The organism is Gemmatimonadales bacterium (genome assembly GCA_035502185.1).
In the GTDB taxonomy this organism is placed as follows: Bacteria; Gemmatimonadota; Gemmatimonadetes; order Gemmatimonadales; family JACORV01; genus Fen-1245.
On record DATJUT010000095.1, the window covers coordinates 17,979 to 39,297 of the forward strand.

Consider the following 21,319-nt stretch of genomic DNA (forward strand, 5'->3'; position numbering starts at 1 on the left):
GACCGCGCACTAATGGACGGCGGGCGGCTCGAGCCGGGCGACGAACGGCGGATCCACCCGGATCTCCTTCTCGGCCAGCTCGCGCCACAACGGGCTCAGCACGGCGAGGAGGTCGTCGGGCCGGAGCGTGCGCACCGAACGGTGCTGGGCGAGGTTCTCCGCCGCGCGGCCGTGCACGTGGGCCGCCGCCGCCCCCGCGATCTGGGGCGGCGCGCCGCGCGCCAGCCAGGTCGCGGCCATGCCGGACAGCACGTCGCCCGTGCCGCCGGTCGCGAGGCCCGGGTTGCCCGCGGCCGATACCAGCGGCGGCACGCCCGGCGAGGCGACCACCGTGGGCACGCCCTTGAGCAGCACGCCCACGCCGACCCGGGACGCCGCTTCGGCCGCCGCGCCGAACGGGTCCTGGCGCGTGCGCTCCGCGAGGTCGGGGAACAGCGCCGCGAACTCGCCCCGGTGCGGCGTCAGCAGCGCGTGCCGCCCGGCCAGCAACGCCGCCAGCTCCGCCGCGGCGCCGCGGAACGCCACCAGGCCGTCGGCATCCACCAGCACGGCGCCCCGGGCCGCGCCGAGCACGTCGCGGGCGAACCGGTCGCGCGCCGCGCCGCGCCCGAAGCCGGGACCGAGCACGACCACGTCCGCCCAATGCAGCGCCTCGAGGAGCGGCTCCTGCAAAGGCGGCTCCAGCGGCGTGGTGACCGTCATCAGGTCGGGGTTGTTGGCCTGCGCGGCCCGCACCGTGGCCTCGGGGGCGGCGATCTTCACCAGGCCGGCGCCCGAGCGCGCCGTCGCCTTGGCGGCGAAGATGACCGCGCCCGCCATGCCCTCGCTCCCGCCCACGATCACGACGCGGCCGCGATCCCCCTTGTGCATCTCGGCGCTGAAGGGCGGCAGCACCTCGCGCAGCCACCCGTCGGTCACCATGCTCGGCCACGACGGGTCCGGCGGCGGGAACCCGATGTCGGCGACCAGCACCGAGCCGCAGACCGTGCGCTGCAGCAGGTGGCCGCGCCGCAGCCCCCCGAAGGTCACCGTCACCGACGAGCGGACGCAGGGCGCGTGCACCACGCCGGTCGACAGGTCGAGGCCCGACGGGCCGTCCACCGCCACCACCGGCGCGGCCAGCCGCATCAGGCGCTCGATGGCCGCGGCCGCGGGCCCGCGCGGCGCGCCCCTGGCGCCGGTGCCCAGCAGCGCGTCCACCGCCACGCCGCAGCCGCCCCACTCGTCCCCGGCCTCGATGACGTGGACACCGTGCATCGTCGCGAGGATCTTGTTCTCGAGGCAGTCGGGCGACGGGTCGCCCGGCAGCGTCGCCACGGTCACGCTCACGCCCTGCGCCGCCAGCGCGCGCGCCGCCACGTACCCGTCGCCGCCGTTGTTGCCGGTGCCGGCGGCGACCAGCACGCCGAGCGGGAGCCGCGACGCGAACTCCCTGGCGACCGCTGCGGCCACCGCGCGCCCCGCCGACTCCATGAGCACGCGGCTCGGGATCTTGGCGAATTCCCGCGACAGGCGGTCCCACTCCTGCGCCTCGGCCGACGAGAGCACCGGCACGACGCTCATCGCGCCCTGAGGGGCTCGGGCCGTGCCGCGAGCATTCTCCGCGTCGCCCGCACGAACCGCTGCGGCCATCGCTGGATCATCGCGCGATCACCCCGGCGTAGCTCACCACCGACAAGTCGTCCCCGGTGACCTGGCCCGAATGCGAGCGGTGCACCACCTCGGCCGTCACCGCGCCCAGCAGCCGGGCGGCGTGCAGGACCGCCGCGGCCGGCACCCGCCCGCACATCGAGATCCGGTGGCGGCGCGTGACCTCGAGCAGCTGCTCGCCGTCGAGCCGCTCGGCCGCGGCGAGCGCGAGGCCGTCCTTCTCGGCGGCCACCGCCGCGCTCTCGTAGTGGTTCATGTCGGAGCTGGCCACCAGGAGCACCGGCTCCGGCGAGCCGCGGACCACCGCCGCGAGCGCCTCCCCGAGCCGCCGGGTCCGGGGCCAGTCGGACCAGCCGAGCACGACCGGCACCACGGTCACGCGCGGCTGCCGCGCGAGCAGGAAGGGCAGCTCCACCTCGACCGCGTGCTCCCGCGCGTGCGCCGCCGGGTCGTCCTCGAGGAGGTCGCAGCTCGCCAGCAGCGCGGCCGCGGTCGCCTCGTCCACCGGGATCTCGCCGGCCGGGGTGACGAACGACCCGACGGCGTACACGCTGCCGCCTTCTTCCGCCTCGCCGAATCCCGTGTGGTTGGGTGCCAGCACGACGCAGCATCGCGGCACCTCGAGGCGGGCGAACACCTGGCCCGCCGTGCGGCCCGAGTACACGTAGCCCGCGTGCGGGGCGACGGCGGCGAGCGCGGGTCGCGGCTCGGCCCCGGCCACGGTGAGCAGCTCGCGCACCGCGGCCACCAGCTGCGTCGGCTGCGCCGGATAGAAGGAGCCGGCGACGGCCGGCTGGCGGACGCGCACGGTGGCCGTCATGGGGTTCCCGCCCGGCGAGCGGCCCGCCCGGTCACCGTGCCCCGGCGCGTCCGGCCGCTCTCACTTGGTGTGGGACTGCCCGATCGCGCGGCCGAAGGAGATCTCGCCGTTGTCGATCCGGATGTTGAAGCCGCATTCGGGGTTGGTGCAGACCCAGGCCTTGTAGGTGATCGGGGCCCCGTCCCGGCCATAATCGGACAGGGGGATGAGCAGACCCTGCGAGCACTTCCGACAGGGTGGCCATTGCCGGTCTTCCATGCCGAGCCTCCCTTCCCGACCGCCCCCACCCGGGTGAGAGGTGAGACGTGAGTCGTTCAGGTGAGAGGCGAGAAGTCGGGAAGCGTGAGGCAGTGAGGGTGAGAGGTGAGTCTCACCTCTCACGCCTTTCGCTTCTCACCTCTCACTTCTCACTGCTCACTCGAACCTCTCACCCCTCACCTCTCACCTTCACCCTCGCGCATCACATCCTTCGCCCACACGTACTCGTCCTCGAACGCGCGCTCGAAGTGGAAGACGCCCTGGAAATCCTCCGGGCGGTCCTCCGGCCGGCGGATCAGCAGCCCCGCGTCGATCAGGGCGTACACGATCTCGCCGAAGTCGCCGGTCGTCCGGATGCCCCAGTGCTCCAGCACCGTGCGCGCCAGCAGGCCGTACTGCTCCAGCGCCAGCTCGCGGCAGGCGTGCGACAGCTCGCCGCCGGACACGTGGCGGCGCTCCGACAGGCGCTCCTGGTGGCGCTCGAGTGCCGCCAGCACGAAGAAGAACGCGCGCGGATGGAAGCGGCCGGCTCTCGGGCTGATGCGCGCCATCAGCTCGTCGGCGAACTCGAGCTGGCTCACCGCGCCGCCTCGGGTATCGCGCACCCGGCACCACGTCCGCGCCGCCCGGACTCCCGCGGAATCCGCCTCGCGGTCACGGCACGCTCCGCGCGGCGGGGCCCGGCGCGGCACCGCCGGCGCGCTCGCGCGCCGCCGGCCGCGCGGCCACCGCCCTCGCCGGCAGCAGCGCGGCTTCGAGCACCGCGTCGACCGTGTCCACCAGGCGGATCTCCAACTTCTTCCGGACCTCCTCGGGCACCTCGGCCACGTCGGCCGCGTTGCGCGCCGGCGCCAGCACCAGGCGGATGCCGGCCCGCTCGGCCGCTATCAACTTCTCTTTGATCCCACCGACCGGCAAGACGTGGCCGCGCAGGGTCAGCTCCCCGGTCGCCGCCACGTCGGGACGCACCGGGCGGCCGGAAGCCAGCGACGCGAGCGCCGTCGCGATCGCGACGCCCGCCGACGGCCCGTCCTTCGGCACCGCCCCCGCCGGCACGTGCAGGTGCACGTCCGCCGTCTGGAAGGTCGCGGGATCGACGCCCAGCGCCAGCGCCTTGGACCGCACCAGGCTCCACGCGGCCTCGGCCGACTCCCGCATCACGTCGCCCAGCTGGCCGGTGATGAGGATCGCGCCCTTGCCCGGCATCTTGAGCGCCTCGATGAACAGGATGTCGCCCCCGGTCGGCGTCCACGCCAGGCCGGTCATGACGCCCACCTCGGGCTCCCGGCCGGCGACCTCGGGCAGCACCTTGGGCGGCCCGAGCCGCCGTCGCACCGTGCGCGTGGTGACGCGCAGGCCCGCGGACCTCCCGTCCACCACGTCCACCACGATCTGCCGGAGCACGTGCTGGATCTCGCGCTCGAGCTGCCGCACGCCGGCCTCGCGCGTGTACTCGCCGATGACGGTCTGCAGCGCGCCGTCGGTGACGGTCACCTCCCGGCCCGCGAGCCCGGTCTCCCGCAGCTGCCGCGGCACCAGGTAGCGGCGCGCGATCTCCAGCTTCTCCCGCGGCGTGTAGCCGGGCAGCTCCAGCACCTCCATCCGGTCGATCAGGGGCGGCGGCACCGTGGCCAGGGTGTTCGCGGTCGCGATGAACATCACGTCGCGCAGGCTGAACGGGACCTCCACGTAGTGGTCCACGAACGAGTGGTTCTGCGCGGGATCGAGCACCTCGAGCAGCGCCGAGGTGGGGTCGCCGCGGAAGTCGGCGCCGAGCTTGTCCACCTCGTCCAGCATGAACACGGGATTCCGCGACCCGGCCCGCTGCAGCAGCTGGATGATGCGGCCGGGCAGGGCGCCGACGTACGTCCGGCGATGGCCGCGGATCTCCGCCTCGTCCCGCATCCCGCCCAACGCCATCCGCGCGAACCGGCGGCCCAGCGCCTCGGCGATGCTCTGGCCGACGCTGGTCTTGCCGGTGCCCGGCGGGCCGACGAAGCACAGGATGCTCCCGTGCGCTTCGGGGTTGAGGAACCGCACGGCGAGGTACTCGATGATGCGGTCCTTCACCCGCTCGAGATCGAAGTGATCGCGGTCCAGGACGGAGCGCGCGTGAGCGATGTCGAGCCGGTCTTCGGTGAGCACGCTCCACGGCAGGCCGGCCAGGACCTCGACGTAGGTGCGGCTCACCTGGTATTCGGCCGACTGCGGCGACATCCGGCCCAGCCGCTCCAGCTCGCGGCGGCCGGCCGCGAGCGCCTCCTCGGACGGCTTCGCCGCCTCCAGCTTCTTCAGCAGCTCGCCCATCTCGCCTTCGAGCCCGCCCTCGCCCAGCTCTTCCTGGATGGCCTTGAGCTGCTCGCGGAGCACGTACTCGCGCTGGTGCTCGTCCAGGCGCGACTTCACCTTCTCCGAGATCTGGGTGCCCACCTCGAGCACCTGCAGCTCCTGGCCGATCAGCGCGGACAGCCGCTCCAGCCGCGCGGCCACGTCGCCGGTGGCCAGGAGCTCCGCCTTGGCCTCCACGGCCACGTCCAGGTTGGCCGCCACGAAGTCCGCGAGCTTGCCGGCGTCGGTGATCCCCGCCAGCACCTCCTGCAGCTCGGCCGACAGGTTCGTCATCTCGATGACGCGCTCCATCTGCGTCGTCACCGAGCGCCGCAGCGCCTCCGTCTTGAGCGGATCGCCGATCGCGCTCGGGACCGGCGCGAAGCCGGCGCTCAGGCCCTCGCCGTCGGCGCGCAGGTCCACCAGCCGCACCCGCTCCAGTCCCTGGAGCAGCATCCGCAGCGAGCCGTCGCCCAGCTTCAGCAGCCGGACCACCGCCGCCAGCGTGCCCACCTCGTGGACGGCGTCCGGCGGCGCGTCCTCCACCACGCCCGGGGGCAGGTCGCTCTCGGCCGTCGAGCGCAGCACGCCCAGCAGCACGCGCTTGTGCGACTCCACCACGCGGTCGATCACCTCGACCGTGGCCGGCGAGGTCACCGCGATCGGCACCACGACGTGCGGGAAGACGACCGTCTGGGCCAGCGCGAGGACCGGCAGCCGCGCCGGCACGACGGCCTCGAGCGCGGGCGCGGCCGGGGGGAGCGTCACCGGCCCACCACGTCCACGGCGCGCGGCGGCGCGGCCGGGAGCTTGGACAGGCGGATCTCGAGGAACCCCAGCTCGTAGGTCGCGCGGAGCGAGGCGGCGTCCACCGGCCTCGGGAGCCGGAAGCTCCGCTCGAACGGGCCGACCTTCACCTCCATCGCGTGGTACTCGCGGCGGCCGCTGGCGCGCTCCTTCCGCTCGCCGCTCACCGTGAGCATCCCGGCGTCGAGCGAGACGGTGAACTCGCCCGGATCCACGCCGGCGATGTCCATCACGACGATGAAGGCGTCGTCGGTCTCGTAGATGTCGGTGGGGGGGCGCCACTTGGGCGTGGAGACGAACCCGACCGGGGACCCGCGGACGTAGTCGTTGAAATAGACTTCGAGCTCGTCGGCGTTGTGCGGCGTCACCGGCCCGGAGGGCCGGGGCGCCCGGGGACGGCGTCGCCCATCGGCCATGAGGCGAACCTACGCCCCGCCGCGGCGGTGGCGCAAGCGTCAGTCATGCGGGCGGCGCGACGAACGCTCCCGAGACCGCGACGAGCGCCGCCGGCGCGGTGGCGCCAAAGGGAACGCCGGGCGGCGCTACGGGCCGCCGGTCGCCCAGCGGCGCGCGGTCGTGCCGACATCGGACAGCGGCGGCTTCTGGCCCCCGGGCAGGCGCAGCGCGTCGTTCAGGTCGCGCAGGGCCACCACCGGGTTGTGCACCAGGGTGAAGGTGCGCCCCACCTTCCGGAAATCGTCGCCCGTCAGGGCGTACACCGGCTTGCCGTCGCGCGCCAGCACGATGCGATGGACGATGCTCAGCGAGCCGAGGTCGCGGGCCACCACCAGCACGCCGCGCAGCACGTCGTCGGTGTCGGTCACCCCGGGGCTCCGGAGGTCGAGCACCAGGGTGGTGAGGTTCACGTAGCGGTCGAAGTGCGCCACCACGCCCATGGCGGCGGTGCGCGGGTCGGTCGCCAGCGCGGCATCGACCGGGCGGCCGACCAGGAAGTGGTTGGCGCCCCACACCAGGCCCACCAGCAGCGCGATGCCGAGCACCGTGCGCCGCACGCCGCGGCGCCTCCGCCGCGAGTGCAGCTCGTCGAGCGAGGAGCGCACCACTTCCGCCGAGGAACGCGGGGCCCGTGGTCCGGGCATCGGAGCCTCCCTCCAGTCAGGATGGACGGCCGGCGCGGCCGGCTAGACCCGGCCTGCCGCCACTTCGCGCATCGGCAACCCGTACAGCGGGAACTGCTCGGCCAGCTCGAGCACCTCGTGCTTCAGCCGCGCGAGACCGGCCGGCTCGTCGCGCGACTCCACCGCCCGGTGGATCAGCGCGCCGATGGCCCGCATCTCGGCCTCGCCCATCCCCCGGGTGGTGAGCGCGGCCGTGCCGATCCGGATGCCGCTCGTCACGAACGGCGACTGCGGATCGCCCGGCACCGTGTTCTTGTTGACCGTGATGCCGGCCCGGCCCAGCGTCTCCTCGACCAGCTTGCCCGTGAGCCCGGCGGCCCGCAGGTCCACCAGCAGCAGGTGGGTGTCGGTGCCGCCCGAGACCAGGACGTAGCCGCGCTCCTGCAGCGCCTCGCCGAGCGCCCGGGCGTTGGCGACCACCCGGCGCGCATAGCCCGCGAAGCCCGGCTGCAGCGCCTCGCCCAGCGCGACCGCCTTGGCCGCGATCACGTGCATCAGCGGGCCGCCCTGGGTGGCCGGGAAGACCTGCTTGTCCACCGCCTTCGCCAGGGCGTCGGTGGTGAGGATCATCCCGCCGCGCGGCCCGCGCAGCGTCTTGTGCGTGGTCGTGGTCACGATGTCGGCGTGCGGCACCGGGGAGGGGTGCACGCCGCCCGCCACCAGGCCGGCGAAATGCGCCATGTCCACCACCAGCGTCGCGCCGACCTCCCGCGCGATGGACGCGAACGCGGCGAAGTCGATGATGCGCGGATAGGCGCTGCCGCCCGTCACGATGATCTTCGGCTTCTCGGCCCGCGCCATCGCCCGCACCTGGTCGAGGTCGATCAGCCCGTCGCTCTCCCGCACGCCGTACTGCACCGGGCGGAACAGCCGCCCGGACGCGCTCACCGGCGCCCCGTGCGTGAGGTGGCCGCCGTGCCGCAGGGCCAGCCCCATCAGCGTGTCGCCCGGGTTGGCCACCGCTAGGTACGCCGCGAAGTTCGCCTGGCTCCCGCTGTGCGGCTGCACGTTGGCGTGGGCCGCGCCGAACAGCTTCCGCGCGCGGTCGATCGCCAGCTGCTCGGCCTCGTCCACCACCTCGCAGCCGCCGTAGTAGCGCTTGCCGGGGTAGCCCTCGGCGTACTTGTTGTTGAGCGGCGACCCCATCGCGGCGAGCACCGCGGAGGAGGGGAAGTTCTCCGAGGCGATCAGCTCGAGACCCTCGGCCTGGCGCGCGGTCTCGCGCGCGAGGATGTCGGCCACCACCGGATCGGCGGCCACCAGATCGGGATGCGGCTGCCACGACGTCGGGTTCATACCCAGGTCCGCTTCAGCTTGGCCACCGCCTCGATGCGCCGCTCGGCCAAGCGGTCCGCGGCGCGATACGTGGGAATGCCCTCTTCCTTCGCCAGCTCGAACAGCCGGAGCAGCGTGTCGTAGATCTCGCCCGCCTTCCGCTTGGCGCGCTCCGCCGACCAGCCCTCCAGCTCGCTGTTCACGTTGATCAGCCCGCCCGCGTTGATGACGTAGTCGGGCGCGTACAGGATGCCGCGCTGCTCCAGCAGGTCGCCGTGCCGCTCCTCGGCCAGCTGGTTGTTGGCGCCGCCCGCCACGATCCTGACCTTGAGCTGCTTCAGCGTCGCGTCGTTGATGATCGAGCCCAGCGCGCACGGGGCGAACACGTCGGCCTGCACCCCGTAGATCTCGTCGAGCCCCACCGCCCGGGCGCGGAACTCCTCCACCACCCGCTTGACCTTCTCGGTGTCGATGTCGGTGACCACCAGGCGCGCGCCCTCCTCGTGCAGGTACCCGCACAGGTAGTACCCCACGTGCCCGCAGCCCTGCACCGCCACCGTCTTCCCGGCCAGGCTGTCGCTGCCGATCTTCACCTTCGCGCTCGCCTTGATGCCCTGGTACACGCCGTAGGCGGTCACGGGCGACGGGTCGCCGGAGCGGCCCTGCAGCCCCACCACGTGCTCGGTCTCGAGGTGGATGTAGTCCATGTCCGCCGGGCTGGTGCCCACGTCCTCCGCGGTGATGTAGCGCCCCTTCAGGGACTCGATGAACCGGCCGTGCGCGCGGAAGATCGCCTCCCGGTCCTGGGTCCCGTGGTCGGCCATCACCACCGACTTGCCGCCGCCGAGGGAGAGGCCCGCGACGGCCGCCTTGTAGGTCATCCCGCGCGACAGGCGCAGCACGTCGACGACCGCGTCGCTCTCGGACTTGTAGTGCCAGAAGCGCGTGCCCCCGAGTGCCGGCCCGAGCGTGGTGTTGTGGACGGCGATCAGGCCGCGATACCCGGAGGAAGCCTCGCGGCAGTACACCAGCTGCTCGTGATCGCTCACGGCCATCTGCTCGAAGATATCCATCGCCGTTCGGGTGCCCCGCTCAGGTGGAGGATGACAGCAGCTCGCGTGCGACGACCACGCGCTGGATCTCGGATGTGCCCTCGTAGATCTCCGTCGCCTTGGCGTCGCGCATCAGCCGCTCGACCGGATAGTCCCGCATGTACCCGTAGCCCCCGAAGACCTGCACGGCCTGGGTGGCCACCCACATCGCGGTCTCGGAGCAGTGCAGCTTCGCCATCGCCGCCCACGCGGTCACCCGCTCGCCCGCGTCGCGGCGCCGCGCCGCCTCGTGCAGCAAGCAGCGCGCCGCGGCCAGCCGCGTGGCCATATCGGCCAGCTTGAACTGGATGGCCTCGAATTCCCGGATGGCGCGCCCGAACTGCCGGCGCTGGGCCGCGTAGCGACACGCGTGCTCCAGCGCCGAGCGCGCGATCCCGCAGGCCTGCGCCGCGATGCCCATCCGGCCGCTGTCCAGCGCCTCGAGCGCGTACACGAATCCGGCGCCGGCCTCGCCCAGCAGATGGTCCCCGCCGAGGACCAGGTCCTGGAAGTACACCGCGGTGGTGTTCGAGGCCCGCAGGCCCATCTTGTCCTCGGCCTTGCCGACCACGTAGCCCGGCGAGTCGGTCGGGACGATGAAGCAGCCGATGCCGCGGGCGCCCCGTCCCTCGCCACCGTCGGTCCTCGCCATCGCGAACACGAGGTCCGCGGTCCCGCCGTTGCTGACCCACGCCTTGGCGCCGTTGAGAACCCAGCCGTCGCCGCGCCGCTCGGCGCGACTCCGCAGGGCCGCCGCGTCGGAGCCGGCGTCGGCCTCCGAGAGTGCGAACGCCGCCAGCCGCTCGCCCCGCGCCATCGGGCGCAGCCAGCGGTCCTTCTGCGCCTCGCTCCCGTGGCGCAGCAGCATCTGGCTCGGCAGCGAGTTGTGCACCGCGACCGACACCGCGACCGACGCGTCCGCCGCGGCGATCTCCTCGACGGCCTTGAGGTAGGTGAGCGTGTCGAGCCCCAGCCCGTCCCACGCCTCCGGCACCAGCATCCCCAGGAAGCCGAGCGCGCCCAGCCGGTCGATCACGTCCCGGTCGAAGTGCTTCTCCGCGTCCCAGCGCGCCGCGCGCGGCGCGATGTGCTCGGCCGCGAAGTCGCGCACCAGCTGCAGGATCTGCTCCTGCTCCTCGGGGCGGACCGCCGTCGCGCTCACGCCGTGGCCTGCGCCCGGTAGTCGTAGAAGCCGCGGCCGCTCTTGCGGCCCAGCCGGCCCGCCGCGACCAGGCGCCGCAGCAGCGGGCAGGGACGGTACTTGTCGTCGCCGAGCCCGCGGTGCAGCACCTCGAGGATGGCGAGGCAGGTGTCCAGCCCGATCAGGTCCGCCAGCGCGAGCGGGCCCAGGGGATGGTTCATCCCGAGCCTCATCACCGTGTCGATGGACTCGGCCGTGGCCACGCCCTCCATCAGGCAGAACACGGCCTCGTTGATCATCGGCATGAGCACGCGGTTGGACACGAACCCGGGGTAGTCGCTCACCTCCACCGGCGTCTTCCCCAGCTCGCGCGCCACCGCCATCACCCGGGCGGCCGCCCAGTCCGCGGTGGCCTGGCCGCGGATGACCTCGACCAGCGCCATCACCGGGACCGGGTTCATGAAGTGCATCCCGATCACCGCCTCGGGGCGCGCCGTGCGGGCGCCGAGCGCCGTGATCGAGATCGAGCTGGTGTTGCTCGCCAGCACCGCGCCGGCGGGGGCGGCGCGGTCCAGCTCGGCGAACAGCGCGAGCTTGACGGCCTCGCTCTCGACCGCGGCCTCGACCACCAGCTCCGCGCCGGCGACCGCGGCGACCTCGGTGGCCGTGGTGATGCGGCCGAGGGCGGCCGTGCGCTGCTCGGCCGTGAGCGTGCCCTTCTTCACCTGGCGGTCGAGGTTGCCCCCGATCGTGGCGACGGCCCGCTCGAGGGCGGGTCGCGCGACGTCCACCAGCGCCACGTCCCAGCCGTGCTGGGCGAAGATGTGCGCAATGCCGTTGCCCATGGTGCCGGCGCCGACCACCGCCATGCGTCCCATCTGCTCACGCCCCCCCGACAGCACCGCGGGCGCTCACCCGAGCGCCCGCGTCCGACCCGCCGCCCGCCGCAGCACCAGCGCGGCGACCAGCACCTTCAGCGCATCGCCCAGCGCGAAGGGGACCACGCCCGCCGCGAAGGCCGCCCGCGCGCTGCCCGTGAGCGCGACGAGCTGCGCCAGGCCGCCGGCGTGGATCGCGACCATGCCGAGCAGCGGACCGGCGAGGAGGCGGAGCCAGCCGGTCCCCCGCGCCGTGACCCATCCCACGACGGCGGCGGCCACGGGGAACGCCAGGAGGTAGCCGCCGGTGGGCCCGAGCAGCCGCAGCAGCCCCGGCGCGCCGAACGGGGTGAACACGGGCAGGCCCGCGGCGCCCAGCGCGAGGTAGAGCACCATCGCGGCCGCCCCGGGAAGCGGCCCCAGAAGCCCGCCCACCAGCAGCACCGCGAGCGGCTGCAGGGTCAGCGGCACCGGCGTGCCGGGGAGCGGCACCGCCAGCTGCGAGGCCAGCGCGACCAGCAGCACGCCGGCCAGGACGGAGGCCGCGGCGCGCGCGCGCGCGCGGGCGGGAGACCGTTCGGCAGCGGACGAGACGAGGGTCATGTCAGGCGCTCCACCGAGAGGGCGACGGCGTTCCCGCCGCCGAGGCACAGGGTCGCGAGGCCGGTCGTCGCCGACCGCTCGCGCATGGCGTAGAGCAGCGTGGTCAGCACCCGCGCGCCGCTCGCGCCGATCGGGTGTCCCAGGGCCACCGCGCCGCCGTTCACGTTGACGCGGGCCCAGTCCCAGCCCAGGGCGCGCCCGTCGGCCAGCGCCTGCACCGCGAACGCCTCGTTGGCTTCGACCAGGTCGTAGTCCGCGATGGTCTTCCCTTCCTTCCGCATCAGGTGCTGCACGGCGACGATCGGCGCGAAGAACAGGTCCCGGGGCTCGCCTCCGCCGGTGGCGTACGCCGTGATGCGGGCCAGCGGCTTCAACCCGTGCGCCTGCGCGAACGCGAGCGACGTCACGACCAGCGCGCTGGCGCCGTCGTTGAGGCCGGGCGCGTTGCCCGCCGTGACCGAGCCGTCCTTCTGGAACGCGGGCTTGAGCTTGCCGAGCGCCTCCAGCGTGGTGTCCGCGCGCGGGGCCTCGTCCTTCGCCACCGTGACCGTGCCCTTCCGGTCGCGCACCTCGACCGGCACGATCTCGCCCGCGAAGCGGCCCGCGTCCTGCGCCGCGACCGCGCGCCGGTGGCTTTCGAGCGCGAAGCGGTCCTGGTCCTCGCGCGACACGCCCGCCTTCTGGGCGGTGTACTCGGCGTAGGCGCCCATGTGGCAGTCGCCGAACGAGCACCACAGGCCGTCGTGGATGACGCCGTCCACCATCGTCTGGTTGCCGAGCTTCACGCCGCTGCGCAGGCCGAACAGGTAGTAGGGCGCGTTCGACATCGACTCCATCCCGCCCGCCACCACGCAAGCCGCGTCGCCGGCCCGGACGGCCTGCGCGGCGAGCATCACCGCCTTCAGCCCTGACCCGCAGACCTTGTTGATGGTGACGGCGGGCACCGTGCCGGGGAGGCCGGCGCCGATCGCGGCCTGGCGCGCGGGCGCCTGGCCCACGCCCCCCTGCACCACGTTGCCCATGATCACGTCTTCGACGTCGCCGGCCGCGACGCCGGCGCGCCGCACCGCCTCGCGGATGGCAAGCGCGCCGAGCGCGGGCGCCGCGAGCGGCGCGAGGCCGCCCAGGAAGCGGCCGATGGGCGTGCGCACCGCGCTCACGATGACCGGCGTCGTGCGGGGATCGAGGGTGGCCATCATGGACCTCGTGCGCGCGTGCGCACCTCGTCGGTCACCCGCGCGAGGAACGCGTCCTGGGTCACGACCTCCTGCTTCTTCCCGGCGCCGCGGATGCGCACGGCGACCGTGCCGCCCTCCGCCTCGCGTGCGCCGATCACCGCCATGTACGGGACCTTCTCCAGCTCCGCCTCGCGGATGCGGTAGTTCAGCGTGTCGCTGCGGTCGTCGAGCGCGGCGCGGATGCCGGCGGCCTGCAGCCGCGCCCGGAACGCCGCGGCCGCCGCGGTCTGGGCGTCGCTGATCGGCAGCACCCGCACCTGCTCGGGCGAGAGCCACAGCGGGAACGCGCCCGCGAAGTGCTCGATCAGGAAGCCGATGAACCGCTCCATCGTCCCGTAGATGGCGCGGTGGATCATCACCGGCCGGTGCGGCTTGTTGTCGGCCCCCGTGTACTCGAGCTGGAACCGCTCCGGCAGCTGGAAGTCGAGCTGGATGGTCGCGCCCTGCCACTCGCGGCCGATCGCGTCGTCGAACTTGATGTCGATCTTCGGCCCGTAGAACGCGCCGCCGCCGGCGTCGAGACGGTAGGTCACGCCGCGCCGCTTGAGGGCCGCCTCGAGCGCCCGCTCGGCCTGTTCCCACTGCTCGTCGGCGCCGAGCTTCTTCTCGGGCCGGGTGGCGAGGTCGAGCCGGTAGGCCAGGCCGAAGGTCTTCCCCATCACCAGCTCCACGATGTCGAGCAGCGCGAAGATCTCCTCCTCGATCTGGTCCGGCCTGAGGAAGATGTGCCCGTCGTCCATCGTGAGGCCGCGCACCCGCAGCATCCCGTGCAGCGTCCCCGACCGCTCGTTGCGGTAGACGTTGGCGATCTCCGAGAGCCGGAGCGGCAGGTCCCGGTAGCTGCGCTGGCGCGACGCGTACACCAGGATGTGCCCGGGACAGTTCATCGGCTTCACCCGGTAGCGCACGTCCTCGCCCTCGCCCTCGCCCGCCGCCATCGCCGGGAACTGGTTCTCCGCGTAGATCGGCAGGTGGCCCGACTTGAGGAACAGCTGCTCGCGGGTGATGTGCGGCGTGTACACCAGCTGGTTGCCGCGCTCCAGGAGCACGTCCTCGATGAACCGGCGCAGCTGGAACTGGAGCATCGCGCCCTTGGGGTGCCAGAAGACCAGGCCCGGCCCCACCAGCTCCTGGATGCTGTACAGGTCGAGTTGGCGCCCGAGCAGCCGATGGTCCCGCTTGCGCGCCTCCTCGAGCCGGCGCAGGTACGCGTCGAGGTCCGCCTTGGCGAACCAGGCGGTGCCGTAGATGCGCTGCAGCATCTGCCGCTTCTCGTCGCCGCGCCAGTACGCACCCGCCGCGTGCAGCAGCTTGAAGTGTTGGAGCCGGCCGGTGCTGGCCAGGTGCGGGCCGCGGCACAGGTCCTCGAACGGGCCGTCGCGGTAGACCGAGATCACCTCGCCGTCGCCGATCTCGGCCAGGCGCTCGAGCTTCAACGGGTCCGCCGCGAACCGCTTGCGGGCCTCGTCCCGGCTCACCACCTCCCGCTCGATCGGCCAGTCGGCCGCGACCACCTGCCGCATCTCGGCCTCGATCTTCTCGAGGTCCTCCGGGGTGAACGGGCGCGGCACCTCGAAGTCGTAGTAGAAGCCGTCGTCGATCGGGGGGCCGAAGCCGATGCCCGCCTCGGGAAACAGCCGCCGCACCGCGGTCGCCAGCACGTGCGCCGCCGAGTGCCGGAGCACGAACAGCGCATCCGGATCCTTGTCGGTGAGGATCGCGAACGGACCGGACGACTGCAGCGGACGGTCCAGCTCCACGATCTGGCCGTCGAGACGCGCGGCCACCGCCGCGCGGGCGAGGCCCGGGCCGATGGCCTGTGCGACGGCCCGCGGCGTGGTCCCGGGGGGGACGCGCCGCTCCGATCCGTCGGGGAGTCTGAGGACGAGCTCCTGGCTCATGACGCTCCGGGAGGCGCGCCCGCGGGCGGGCCGCTTCCCTCCGACATGCGCGGCTGGGCGGGGCGCAACTTGCGACAGGAAGCCCGCTTCGCCACTGTTAGAGACTGGCCTGCAATGTAGCGAGAGGTCACTACTGTTTCCACCGGAGTCAGGGTGTCGCGCCACGAGGACCGCTCCCGATTCACCATCGGCGACCTGCTGCTGTTGGCGACCGGCGCGGGGCTCGGCCTCGTGGCCGGGTACTTCGCCGCCGAGCGGGTGGGCCGGGTGAACGCTCGGCGGGTCGCGGGGGCGCTGGAGCGGTGGACGGCGCGGGCCCGCCCGCCCAGGCAGCGGTGGACCGACGAGGACGCCGAGCGACTGGAGTCGCGGGTCCTGGACGCGCTGCGCCGCGACGCCGTCCTGGGGCGCCGCGCGGTGCGGGTGCGGGTGCTGGAAGGCGGCATCGTCGAGCTCGCCGGGCGGGTCAGGAGCGCCGGCGAGGTCAGCCTCGCCGGCGAGGTGGTGCGGGCCGTGGCCGGGGTCCGCACGGTGCTCAATCATCTGCTGGTGCCGGGAGCGGACGGCGAGGCCCGGGCGGTGCCGGGGCCGAGCACGCCGCTGGCCGCGCGCAGCTGAGGCACGCTCGATGTCCCTGTTCCGCGGCCCGCTCAGTGCGGGCCTTTTCGTGAAGGCGCCGCGGTGAGCGACGCCACGACCCTCGCCCCGCAGTATACCGCGGCCGACGTCGAGGGGCGCCTGTACGCCGACTGGCAGGCCCGGGGCCTGTTCGCCCCGTCGGCCGCGCCGGGCGCCAAGCCGTACGTCATCGTGATCCCGCCGCCCAACGTGACCGACGTGCTCCACATGGGGCACGGCCTGAACAACACCATCCAGGACGTGCTGATCCGCTTCGAGCGGATGCGCGGCCGGGCGGCCCTGTGGGTGCCCGGCACCGACCACGCGGGGATCGCGACCCAGAACGTGGTCGAGAAGCTGCTCGCCGCCGAGGGCAAGACCCGGTTCGACCTGGGGCGGCAGGCGTTCGTGGAGCGGGTGTGGGCGCACGTGCGCCAGAAGGGCGACACCATCCTCCAGCAGCTCAAGGCGATCGGCTGCTCGTGCGACTGGTCGCGCACCCGGTTCACGCTCGACCCGTCGATGAGCCGCGCGGTGCGCGAGGTGTTCGTCCGCCTGTGGGAGGAGGGCCTGATCTACCGCGGGCACCGCGTGATCCACTGGTGCCCGCGCTGCCACACCGCGCTGTCGGACGAGGAGGCGGAGCACGCCGACGTGGAGGGCGCGCTGTATTACGTCCGCTACCCGTTCGCCGACAGCGACGGCCACGTGACGGTGGCCACGACCCGGCCCGAGACGATGCTGGGCGACGTCGCGGTCGCCGTGAACCCGGGCGACGAGGCGCGGCGGCCGTTCGTGGGGCGCCACCTGATCCTGCCGATCGCCGAGCTGGAGATCCCGATCATCGCCGACGAGCACGTCGAGGCGGGGTTCGGCACCGGCTTCGTGAAGATCACGCCGGCGCACGACGCCGACGACTTCGAGGTGGGGCGCCGCCACGACCTCGCGACGCCGATCGTGATGACCGCCGACGCGCGGATGGCGGACGCCGCGCTGGACGGCAAGCCCGGCGGCCGGGTGCCCGCACCGTTCTTCGGGATGGACCGGTTCGAGGCGCGCAAGGCGGTGGTCGCGGCGCTGAAGGAGAAGGGGCTGCTCGAGAAGGTCGAGACCCGGCTGCACGCGGTGCGCCACTGCTACCGGTGCGACACCGTGGTGGAGCCGCGCCTCAGCGAGCAGTGGTTCGTCACGATGGAGCCGCTCGCGGCCCCGGCGCTCGCGGCCTACCGCAAGGGCGAGGTCCGTTTCATCCCGGAGCGGCGCGGCGACGAGTTCGAGCAGTGGCTCACCGGCATCCGCGACTGGAACATCTCGCGCCAGCTGTGGTGGGGACACCGCATCCCGGTGTGGTACTGCGAGCAGTGCGGCCTGGTGAGCGCGCTGCGGGAGGACCCCGCCGGGTGCGCGGCGTGCGGCGGCCCGATGCGGCAGGACGAGGACGTGCTGGACACGTGGTTCAGCTCGTGGCTGTGGCCGTTCTCGACCCTGGGGTGGCCGGACGCGACGACGGACCTGGCGCGCTTCTACCCGACCGACGTGCTGGTCACCGCGCCCGAGATCATCTTCTTCTGGGTGGCCCGGATGATCATGGCGGGCCTGCACTTCCTGGGGCGCGTGCCGTTCCACACCGTCTACCTGCACGGCACGGTGCGTGACACGCACCACGTCAAGATGTCCAAGTCGCTGGGCAACGGGATCGACCCGCTCGAGGTGGTGCAGCGCTACGGGGCCGACGCGCTCCGGTTCGCGGTCACCAGCGGGCTCGCGGTGGGCACCGACATCATCCTCGACCCGCACGACCTCGACACTTCGTTCGGCTCGGGCCGCAACTTCGCCAACAAGCTCTGGAACGTCGGCCGGCTGCTGCTGTCCGCGCTCGGCGACGCGCCGGTGCCGCCGCTGGCGGAGCTGCCGCCGGGCCGGCTGGGCCTGGCGGACCGCTGGATCACCTCGCGGCTCGCGGCCGTGGCGGGCGAGACCACCGAGCACCTCGAGAAGTTCCGGCTCAACGACGCCGTGGGCACGCCCTACCATTTCCTGTGGGACGATTTCGCGGACTGGTACCTCGAGGAGATCAAGCCGCGGCTCCGCGGCGAGGCGCCGGGCGGCGACGTCGCACGGGCCGTGGCGGCGCACGTCTTCGACCGGGTGCTCCGCCTGCTGCACCCCGGGATGCCGTTCATCACCGAGGAGCTGTTCCGGCGGCTGCCCGGCCACGCCGGCGACTCGATCATGGTCGCGCGGTGGCCGGGCAGCGACGCCGGCCGCGCCGACCCGGACGCGGAGCGGGACTTCGCCTTCGTCCAGGCGGTGGTGAACGCCGCGCGGGAGATTCGCGCCGAGTACGGCGTCAAGCCGGGCCTCGAGGTCACGGCGTGGGTGGCGAAGCTCGGCGCCGGTCGGGCGGCGGCGCTGCAGCACGAGGCGCTGATGATCCGCCGCCTGGCCAGGCTGCGCGAGCTCGTGCACGCCGACGGCGACGCCGCACCCGCCGGCCGCGTCGGCGCGCACGCCGTGCTCCCCGGCGGCGCGGAGCTGTTCGTCGCCCTGGGCGACGCGATCGACGTCGAGAAGGAGTGCGCGCGGCTGGGCGCCGAGCGAGCCCGGCTCGACCACCAGCTGGCCGCGGTGCGCGCCAAGCTCGGCAACGAGTCGTTCCGCTCCCGCGCCCCCGCGGAGGTGGTGGCGCGGGAAACCGAGAAGGAGCGGCAGTGGACGGCGAAGCGCGACGCCATCGCGGCCAAGCTCGCCGCGCTCGGATGCGCCTGACCACCGCCGCGGCCGTGGCCCTGACGGTGGGCTGCGCGTACGCGGGCGACCCGCCCGGCGGCCCGCCCGACACCACGCCCCCGACCGTGCTGCGAGTCGTGCCCGAGTCGGGCGCCGTGCTGGCGGAGCCACCGCACCAGGCCGAGATCGACTTCGACGAGGTGATCTCGGAGCAGCTCGCCGGCCAGCAGCGCGACATCGGGGGCGCGGTGATCCTGTCGCCCGTGACCGGCAAGGTCAGCGTGGGATGGCACCGCACCCGGCTCACGATCGACCCCAAGGGCGGCTTCCGCGCCGGACGGATCTACCGGCTCGAGCTGCTGCCCGGCATCACCGACCTGCGCCAGAACCGGATGAAGCGGGGCCGGCTCGTCGTCTTCTCCACCGGACCGCCGATTCCGGCCGCCACGCTCACCGGCACGGTCGTGGACTGGCCGGGCAACAAGGCGGCGCCGGGCGCCCTCGTCGAAGCGGTGCTGCTGCCCGACTCGCTGCCCTACCGGGCCGTGGCCGACTCCGCGGGCAACTTCGCGATGCCGGTGATGCCGGCGGGCGAGTACCAGGTGTACGGCGTGGTGGATCAGAACGGCAACCGGCGCCGCGAGCCGCGCGAGGCGTACGACGTGACGCGCGTGACGCTGCAGGACTCGGCATCCCTGGAGCTGTACGCCTTCACGCACGACACCGTCGGGCCCCGGCTCCGCACCGTCGAGGCGGTGGACTCCCTGACCCTCAGGCTCTCCTTCGACCGGCCGCTCGATCCGTCGGTGGCGCCGGACACGTCGCAGGTCCACCTCGCGACCGCGGACGACTCCACCACCTACCTCGCGCTGGCCGGTGTGCTCACCCCGGCCGGCTACGACAGCGTGACCAAGGCCGCCGCGGCGGCCGCGGCCGCGGCCGACAGCCTGAAGCGGGCGGCGACCGCCGCCGCCGCGGCCAGGGACACGACCCGGCGCCAGCCCCCGGCGCCGGCGCCCGCCGCGCCGCCTCCCGTCCCGGCCGCGGCGCCCTCGCGGCCCCGCGGCGGAGCGGCGGCGCCGCTGCCCGGGCGACCGACGCGCTCCGACACGACCCGCGCGATGCGGATGCTGCTGCGCCGGCCCGCGCCGACCGATGTCCGCATCGTCCGCCTGGCGGCCCCGCTCCAGCCCGGCTCCCGCTACGTCGTGACGACCGCCGGCCTCAAGGGCCTCACCGGCATCCTGGGGCATGGGCACGCCGCGCTGCTCGCGCCCAAGCCCGCCGCGCGGCGGGCCGGAGCGGCCGGCGACTCGCTGCGGGCCGGCGCAGCAGCCGATTCGCTCCGCGGCGCACGGGCGGCGGCCGATTCGCTGCGCCCGGCGCGCGACTCCACGCGGCCGGCACCGCCCGAATGAGCGATCCCCGGCGCGGCCTCCCGTCGGTGAGCCGGCTGCTCGCCGACGGCGACGTGGCCGCCGTGCTGGCCGGCGCGCCGCGCGCCCTGGCCCTGCGCGTCGTGCGGCAGGCCGTCGCCGAGGCGCGGGAGTCGCCGGAGTCGGCGCCCCGCGACCCCGCGGCGTGGGCGGGCGCGGTGTCGCGGGCGCTGCTAGTCGCCACCCGGCCGACGCTCCGGCGCTGCATCAACGCCACTGGCGTGGTGCTGCACACCAACCTCGGCCGGGCACCGCTCGCCGAGGCCGCCCGCCGGGCCATCGGCGAGGTCGCGCCCGGCTACTCCACCCTCGAGTACGATCCCGAGCGCGGCACGCGCGGCGACCGCCACCAGCACTGCGCCGCACTGGTGACCGAGCTCACCGGCGCCGCGGGCGCGATGGTCGTGAACAACGCCGCGTCGGCTCTCCTGCTCGCCCTGGCGGTCGCGGCGGCCGGCGGCGACGTGGTCGTCTCGCGCGGTGAGCTGATCGAGATCGGCGGCGGCTTCCGCATCCCCGAGATCCTCGCCACCAGCGGCGCGCGGCTCGTCGAGGTCGGCACGACCAACCGCACGCGGCTCGCGGACTACGAACGGGCGCTCGGTGCCACGGCCCCGGCGAGGAGGGGCGCGCGAAAGCCCGCACGCGCTGCCGCGCGCGCGGAGCCGGGGCCGGTGGCCCTCCTCAAGGTCCACCGCTCGAACTTCCGGCAGGAGGGCTTCGTCGCCGAGGCGTCCCTCGCCGAGCTGGTGGCGCTCGGCCGCAAGCGGCGGGTCCCGGTGATCTACGACCTCGGCGGCGGGCTGATGCTCGACCTCGCCGCCGACGGCCTCGCGGGCGAGCCCACGCTGCCTGACGCCGTGCGGAGCGGCGCCACGGCCGTGGTCGCGTCCGGCGACAAGCTGCTCGGCGGGCCGCAGGCCGGCATCCTCGCGGGGGGCGCGGCCTTCCTGGCGCGGTGCCGGTCCCACCCGCTGGCGCGCGCGGTTCGGGCCGACAAGCTCACGCTGGGGGCGCTGGCCGCGACGCTCGCGCTCTACCGCGACCCCGGCACGGCGCGGCGAGACGTGCCGGTGCTCCGGATGCTCACGGCGCCGCTCCCCGCCCTCGAGGCGCGGGCCGGCGCGCTCGCCGCCCGCCTCCCGGCCGGCGCGCGTGCGGCCCTCGCGCCGACCCGCGCGGCCGTCGGGGGCGGGGCCTTCCCGGGCACCGAGCTGCCGAGCGCCGGCGTCACCGTCGCCCCCTTGGGCGTGTCCGCCGCCGAGTTCGCCCGGCGGCTGCGCCTCGGCGATCCGCCCGTGATCACGGTCGTCTCCGGGAGCCGGGTGGTGCTGGACGTCCGCACCATCCTCCCGGACGACGAGCCGGCCGTGATCGGGGCGGTGGCCGCCGCGCTCGCGTAGCGC

The 21,319-nt window shown here is 74.2% G+C and carries 18 protein-coding genes; 4 read left to right on the top strand and 14 right to left on the bottom strand.

Features of this window, described 5'->3' with window-relative positions:
* Positions 1–9: 9 nt before the first annotated feature.
* The 14 genes from VMF70_12125 to thrS form a co-directional block, all read right to left on the bottom strand.
* A complete protein-coding gene (locus VMF70_12125; protein HTT68765.1) occupies positions 10–1,563 on the bottom strand; it encodes an NAD(P)H-hydrate dehydratase in 1,554 nt (517 codons plus the stop codon).
* A 76-nt stretch (positions 1,564–1,639) separates the two neighbouring features.
* Positions 1,640–2,470: an AmmeMemoRadiSam system protein B gene (amrB, locus tag VMF70_12130; GenBank protein ID HTT68766.1), complete on the bottom strand. Its 831-nt coding sequence runs from the start codon at positions 2,468–2,470 to the stop codon at positions 1,640–1,642.
* 60 nt (positions 2,471–2,530) lie between these two features.
* Positions 2,531–2,728, bottom strand: coding sequence for a hypothetical protein (locus VMF70_12135; GenBank protein ID HTT68767.1), 198 nt, complete (start codon positions 2,726–2,728; stop codon positions 2,531–2,533).
* 176 nt (positions 2,729–2,904) lie between these two features.
* Positions 2,905–3,333 (bottom strand): Minf_1886 family protein, encoded by a 429-nt coding sequence (locus VMF70_12140; protein HTT68768.1) that lies wholly within the window; start codon positions 3,331–3,333, stop codon positions 2,905–2,907.
* A 49-nt stretch (positions 3,334–3,382) separates the two neighbouring features.
* Positions 3,383–5,824, bottom strand: coding sequence for an endopeptidase La (gene lon, locus VMF70_12145; protein HTT68769.1), 2,442 nt, complete (start codon positions 5,822–5,824; stop codon positions 3,383–3,385).
* The gene (locus tag VMF70_12150) at positions 5,821–6,279 is read right to left on the bottom strand and encodes an Hsp20/alpha crystallin family protein (GenBank protein HTT68770.1); all 459 of its coding nucleotides are present in this window, start codon (positions 6,277–6,279) and stop codon (positions 5,821–5,823) included. The genes lon and VMF70_12150 overlap by 4 nt, the downstream gene beginning before the upstream one ends.
* A 126-nt stretch (positions 6,280–6,405) precedes the next feature.
* A complete protein-coding gene (locus tag VMF70_12155; protein ID HTT68771.1) occupies positions 6,406–6,963 on the bottom strand; it encodes a hypothetical protein in 558 nt (185 codons plus the stop codon).
* A 42-nt stretch (positions 6,964–7,005) separates the two neighbouring features.
* On the bottom strand, positions 7,006–8,298 hold the full coding sequence (glyA, locus tag VMF70_12160) for a serine hydroxymethyltransferase (GenBank protein ID HTT68772.1): 1,293 nt from the start codon (positions 8,296–8,298) through the stop codon (positions 7,006–7,008).
* Positions 8,295–9,350 carry a Glu/Leu/Phe/Val dehydrogenase gene (locus VMF70_12165; protein ID HTT68773.1) on the bottom strand — a complete coding sequence of 352 codons (1,056 nt, stop codon included), beginning with the start codon at positions 9,348–9,350 and terminating at the stop codon, positions 8,295–8,297. The genes glyA and VMF70_12165 overlap by 4 nt, the downstream gene beginning before the upstream one ends.
* A gap of 19 nt (positions 9,351–9,369) precedes the next feature.
* Positions 9,370–10,530 (bottom strand): acyl-CoA dehydrogenase family protein, encoded by a 1,161-nt coding sequence (locus VMF70_12170; protein HTT68774.1) that lies wholly within the window; start codon positions 10,528–10,530, stop codon positions 9,370–9,372.
* A complete protein-coding gene (locus VMF70_12175) occupies positions 10,527–11,378 on the bottom strand; it encodes a 3-hydroxybutyryl-CoA dehydrogenase (GenBank protein HTT68775.1) in 852 nt (283 codons plus the stop codon). The genes VMF70_12170 and VMF70_12175 overlap by 4 nt, the downstream gene beginning before the upstream one ends.
* Before the next feature lie 42 nt (positions 11,379–11,420).
* The gene (locus VMF70_12180) at positions 11,421–11,990 is read right to left on the bottom strand and encodes a biotin transporter BioY (protein ID HTT68776.1); all 570 of its coding nucleotides are present in this window, start codon (positions 11,988–11,990) and stop codon (positions 11,421–11,423) included.
* Positions 11,987–13,189, bottom strand: a complete 1,203-nt coding sequence (locus VMF70_12185) for an acetyl-CoA C-acetyltransferase (protein ID HTT68777.1) — start codon at positions 13,187–13,189, stop codon at positions 11,987–11,989. The genes VMF70_12180 and VMF70_12185 overlap by 4 nt, the downstream gene beginning before the upstream one ends.
* Positions 13,186–15,129 carry a threonine--tRNA ligase gene (gene thrS / locus VMF70_12190; protein ID HTT68778.1) on the bottom strand — a complete coding sequence of 648 codons (1,944 nt, stop codon included), beginning with the start codon at positions 15,127–15,129 and terminating at the stop codon, positions 13,186–13,188. Before thrS ends, VMF70_12185 begins: the two co-directional genes overlap by 4 nt.
* 153 nt (positions 15,130–15,282) lie before the next feature.
* On the opposite strand from thrS, the gene VMF70_12195 reads away from it, so the two are divergent.
* The 4 genes from VMF70_12195 to VMF70_12210 all read left to right on the top strand — a co-directional run bounded on the left by VMF70_12195 (position 15,283) and on the right by VMF70_12210 (position 21,316).
* Positions 15,283–15,747: a BON domain-containing protein gene (locus VMF70_12195; GenBank protein HTT68779.1), complete on the top strand. Its 465-nt coding sequence runs from the start codon at positions 15,283–15,285 to the stop codon at positions 15,745–15,747.
* 63 nt (positions 15,748–15,810) lie between these two features.
* Positions 15,811–18,516, top strand: coding sequence for a valine--tRNA ligase (locus VMF70_12200; GenBank protein HTT68780.1), 2,706 nt, complete (start codon positions 15,811–15,813; stop codon positions 18,514–18,516).
* Positions 18,507–19,895, top strand: coding sequence for an Ig-like domain-containing protein (locus tag VMF70_12205; protein ID HTT68781.1), 1,389 nt, complete (start codon positions 18,507–18,509; stop codon positions 19,893–19,895). Before VMF70_12200 ends, VMF70_12205 begins: the two co-directional genes overlap by 10 nt.
* Positions 19,892–21,316 (top strand): hypothetical protein, encoded by a 1,425-nt coding sequence (locus VMF70_12210; protein ID HTT68782.1) that lies wholly within the window; start codon positions 19,892–19,894, stop codon positions 21,314–21,316. Before VMF70_12205 ends, VMF70_12210 begins: the two co-directional genes overlap by 4 nt.
* The last annotated feature ends 3 nt before the right edge of the window (positions 21,317–21,319 follow it).

What these genes read in the sequence shown, in the direction of transcription:
- VMF70_12125 (HTT68765.1), bottom strand. Translation starts at nt 1,563, where the DNA reads ATGAGCGTCGTGCCGGTGCTCTCGTCGGCCGAGGCGCAGGAGTGGGAC.
- amrB (HTT68766.1), bottom strand. Translation starts at nt 2,470, where the DNA reads ATGACGGCCACCGTGCGCGTCCGCCAGCCGGCCGTCGCCGGCTCCTTC.
- VMF70_12135 (HTT68767.1), bottom strand. Translation starts at nt 2,728, where the DNA reads ATGGAAGACCGGCAATGGCCACCCTGTCGGAAGTGCTCGCAGGGTCTG.
- VMF70_12150 (HTT68770.1), bottom strand. Translation starts at nt 6,279, where the DNA reads ATGGCCGATGGGCGACGCCGTCCCCGGGCGCCCCGGCCCTCCGGGCCG.
- VMF70_12155 (HTT68771.1), bottom strand. Translation starts at nt 6,963, where the DNA reads ATGCCCGGACCACGGGCCCCGCGTTCCTCGGCGGAAGTGGTGCGCTCC.
- glyA (HTT68772.1), bottom strand. Translation starts at nt 8,298, where the DNA reads ATGAACCCGACGTCGTGGCAGCCGCATCCCGATCTGGTGGCCGCCGAT.
- VMF70_12165 (HTT68773.1), bottom strand. Translation starts at nt 9,350, where the DNA reads ATGGATATCTTCGAGCAGATGGCCGTGAGCGATCACGAGCAGCTGGTG.
- VMF70_12175 (HTT68775.1), bottom strand. Translation starts at nt 11,378, where the DNA reads ATGGCGGTGGTCGGCGCCGGCACCATGGGCAACGGCATTGCGCACATC.
- VMF70_12180 (HTT68776.1), bottom strand. Translation starts at nt 11,990, where the DNA reads ATGACCCTCGTCTCGTCCGCTGCCGAACGGTCTCCCGCCCGCGCGCGC.
- VMF70_12185 (HTT68777.1), bottom strand. Translation starts at nt 13,189, where the DNA reads ATGATGGCCACCCTCGATCCCCGCACGACGCCGGTCATCGTGAGCGCG.
- thrS (HTT68778.1), bottom strand. Translation starts at nt 15,129, where the DNA reads ATGAGCCAGGAGCTCGTCCTCAGACTCCCCGACGGATCGGAGCGGCGC.
- VMF70_12205 (HTT68781.1), top strand. Translation starts at nt 18,507, where the DNA reads ATGCGCCTGACCACCGCCGCGGCCGTGGCCCTGACGGTGGGCTGCGCG.
- VMF70_12210 (HTT68782.1), top strand. Translation starts at nt 19,892, where the DNA reads ATGAGCGATCCCCGGCGCGGCCTCCCGTCGGTGAGCCGGCTGCTCGCC.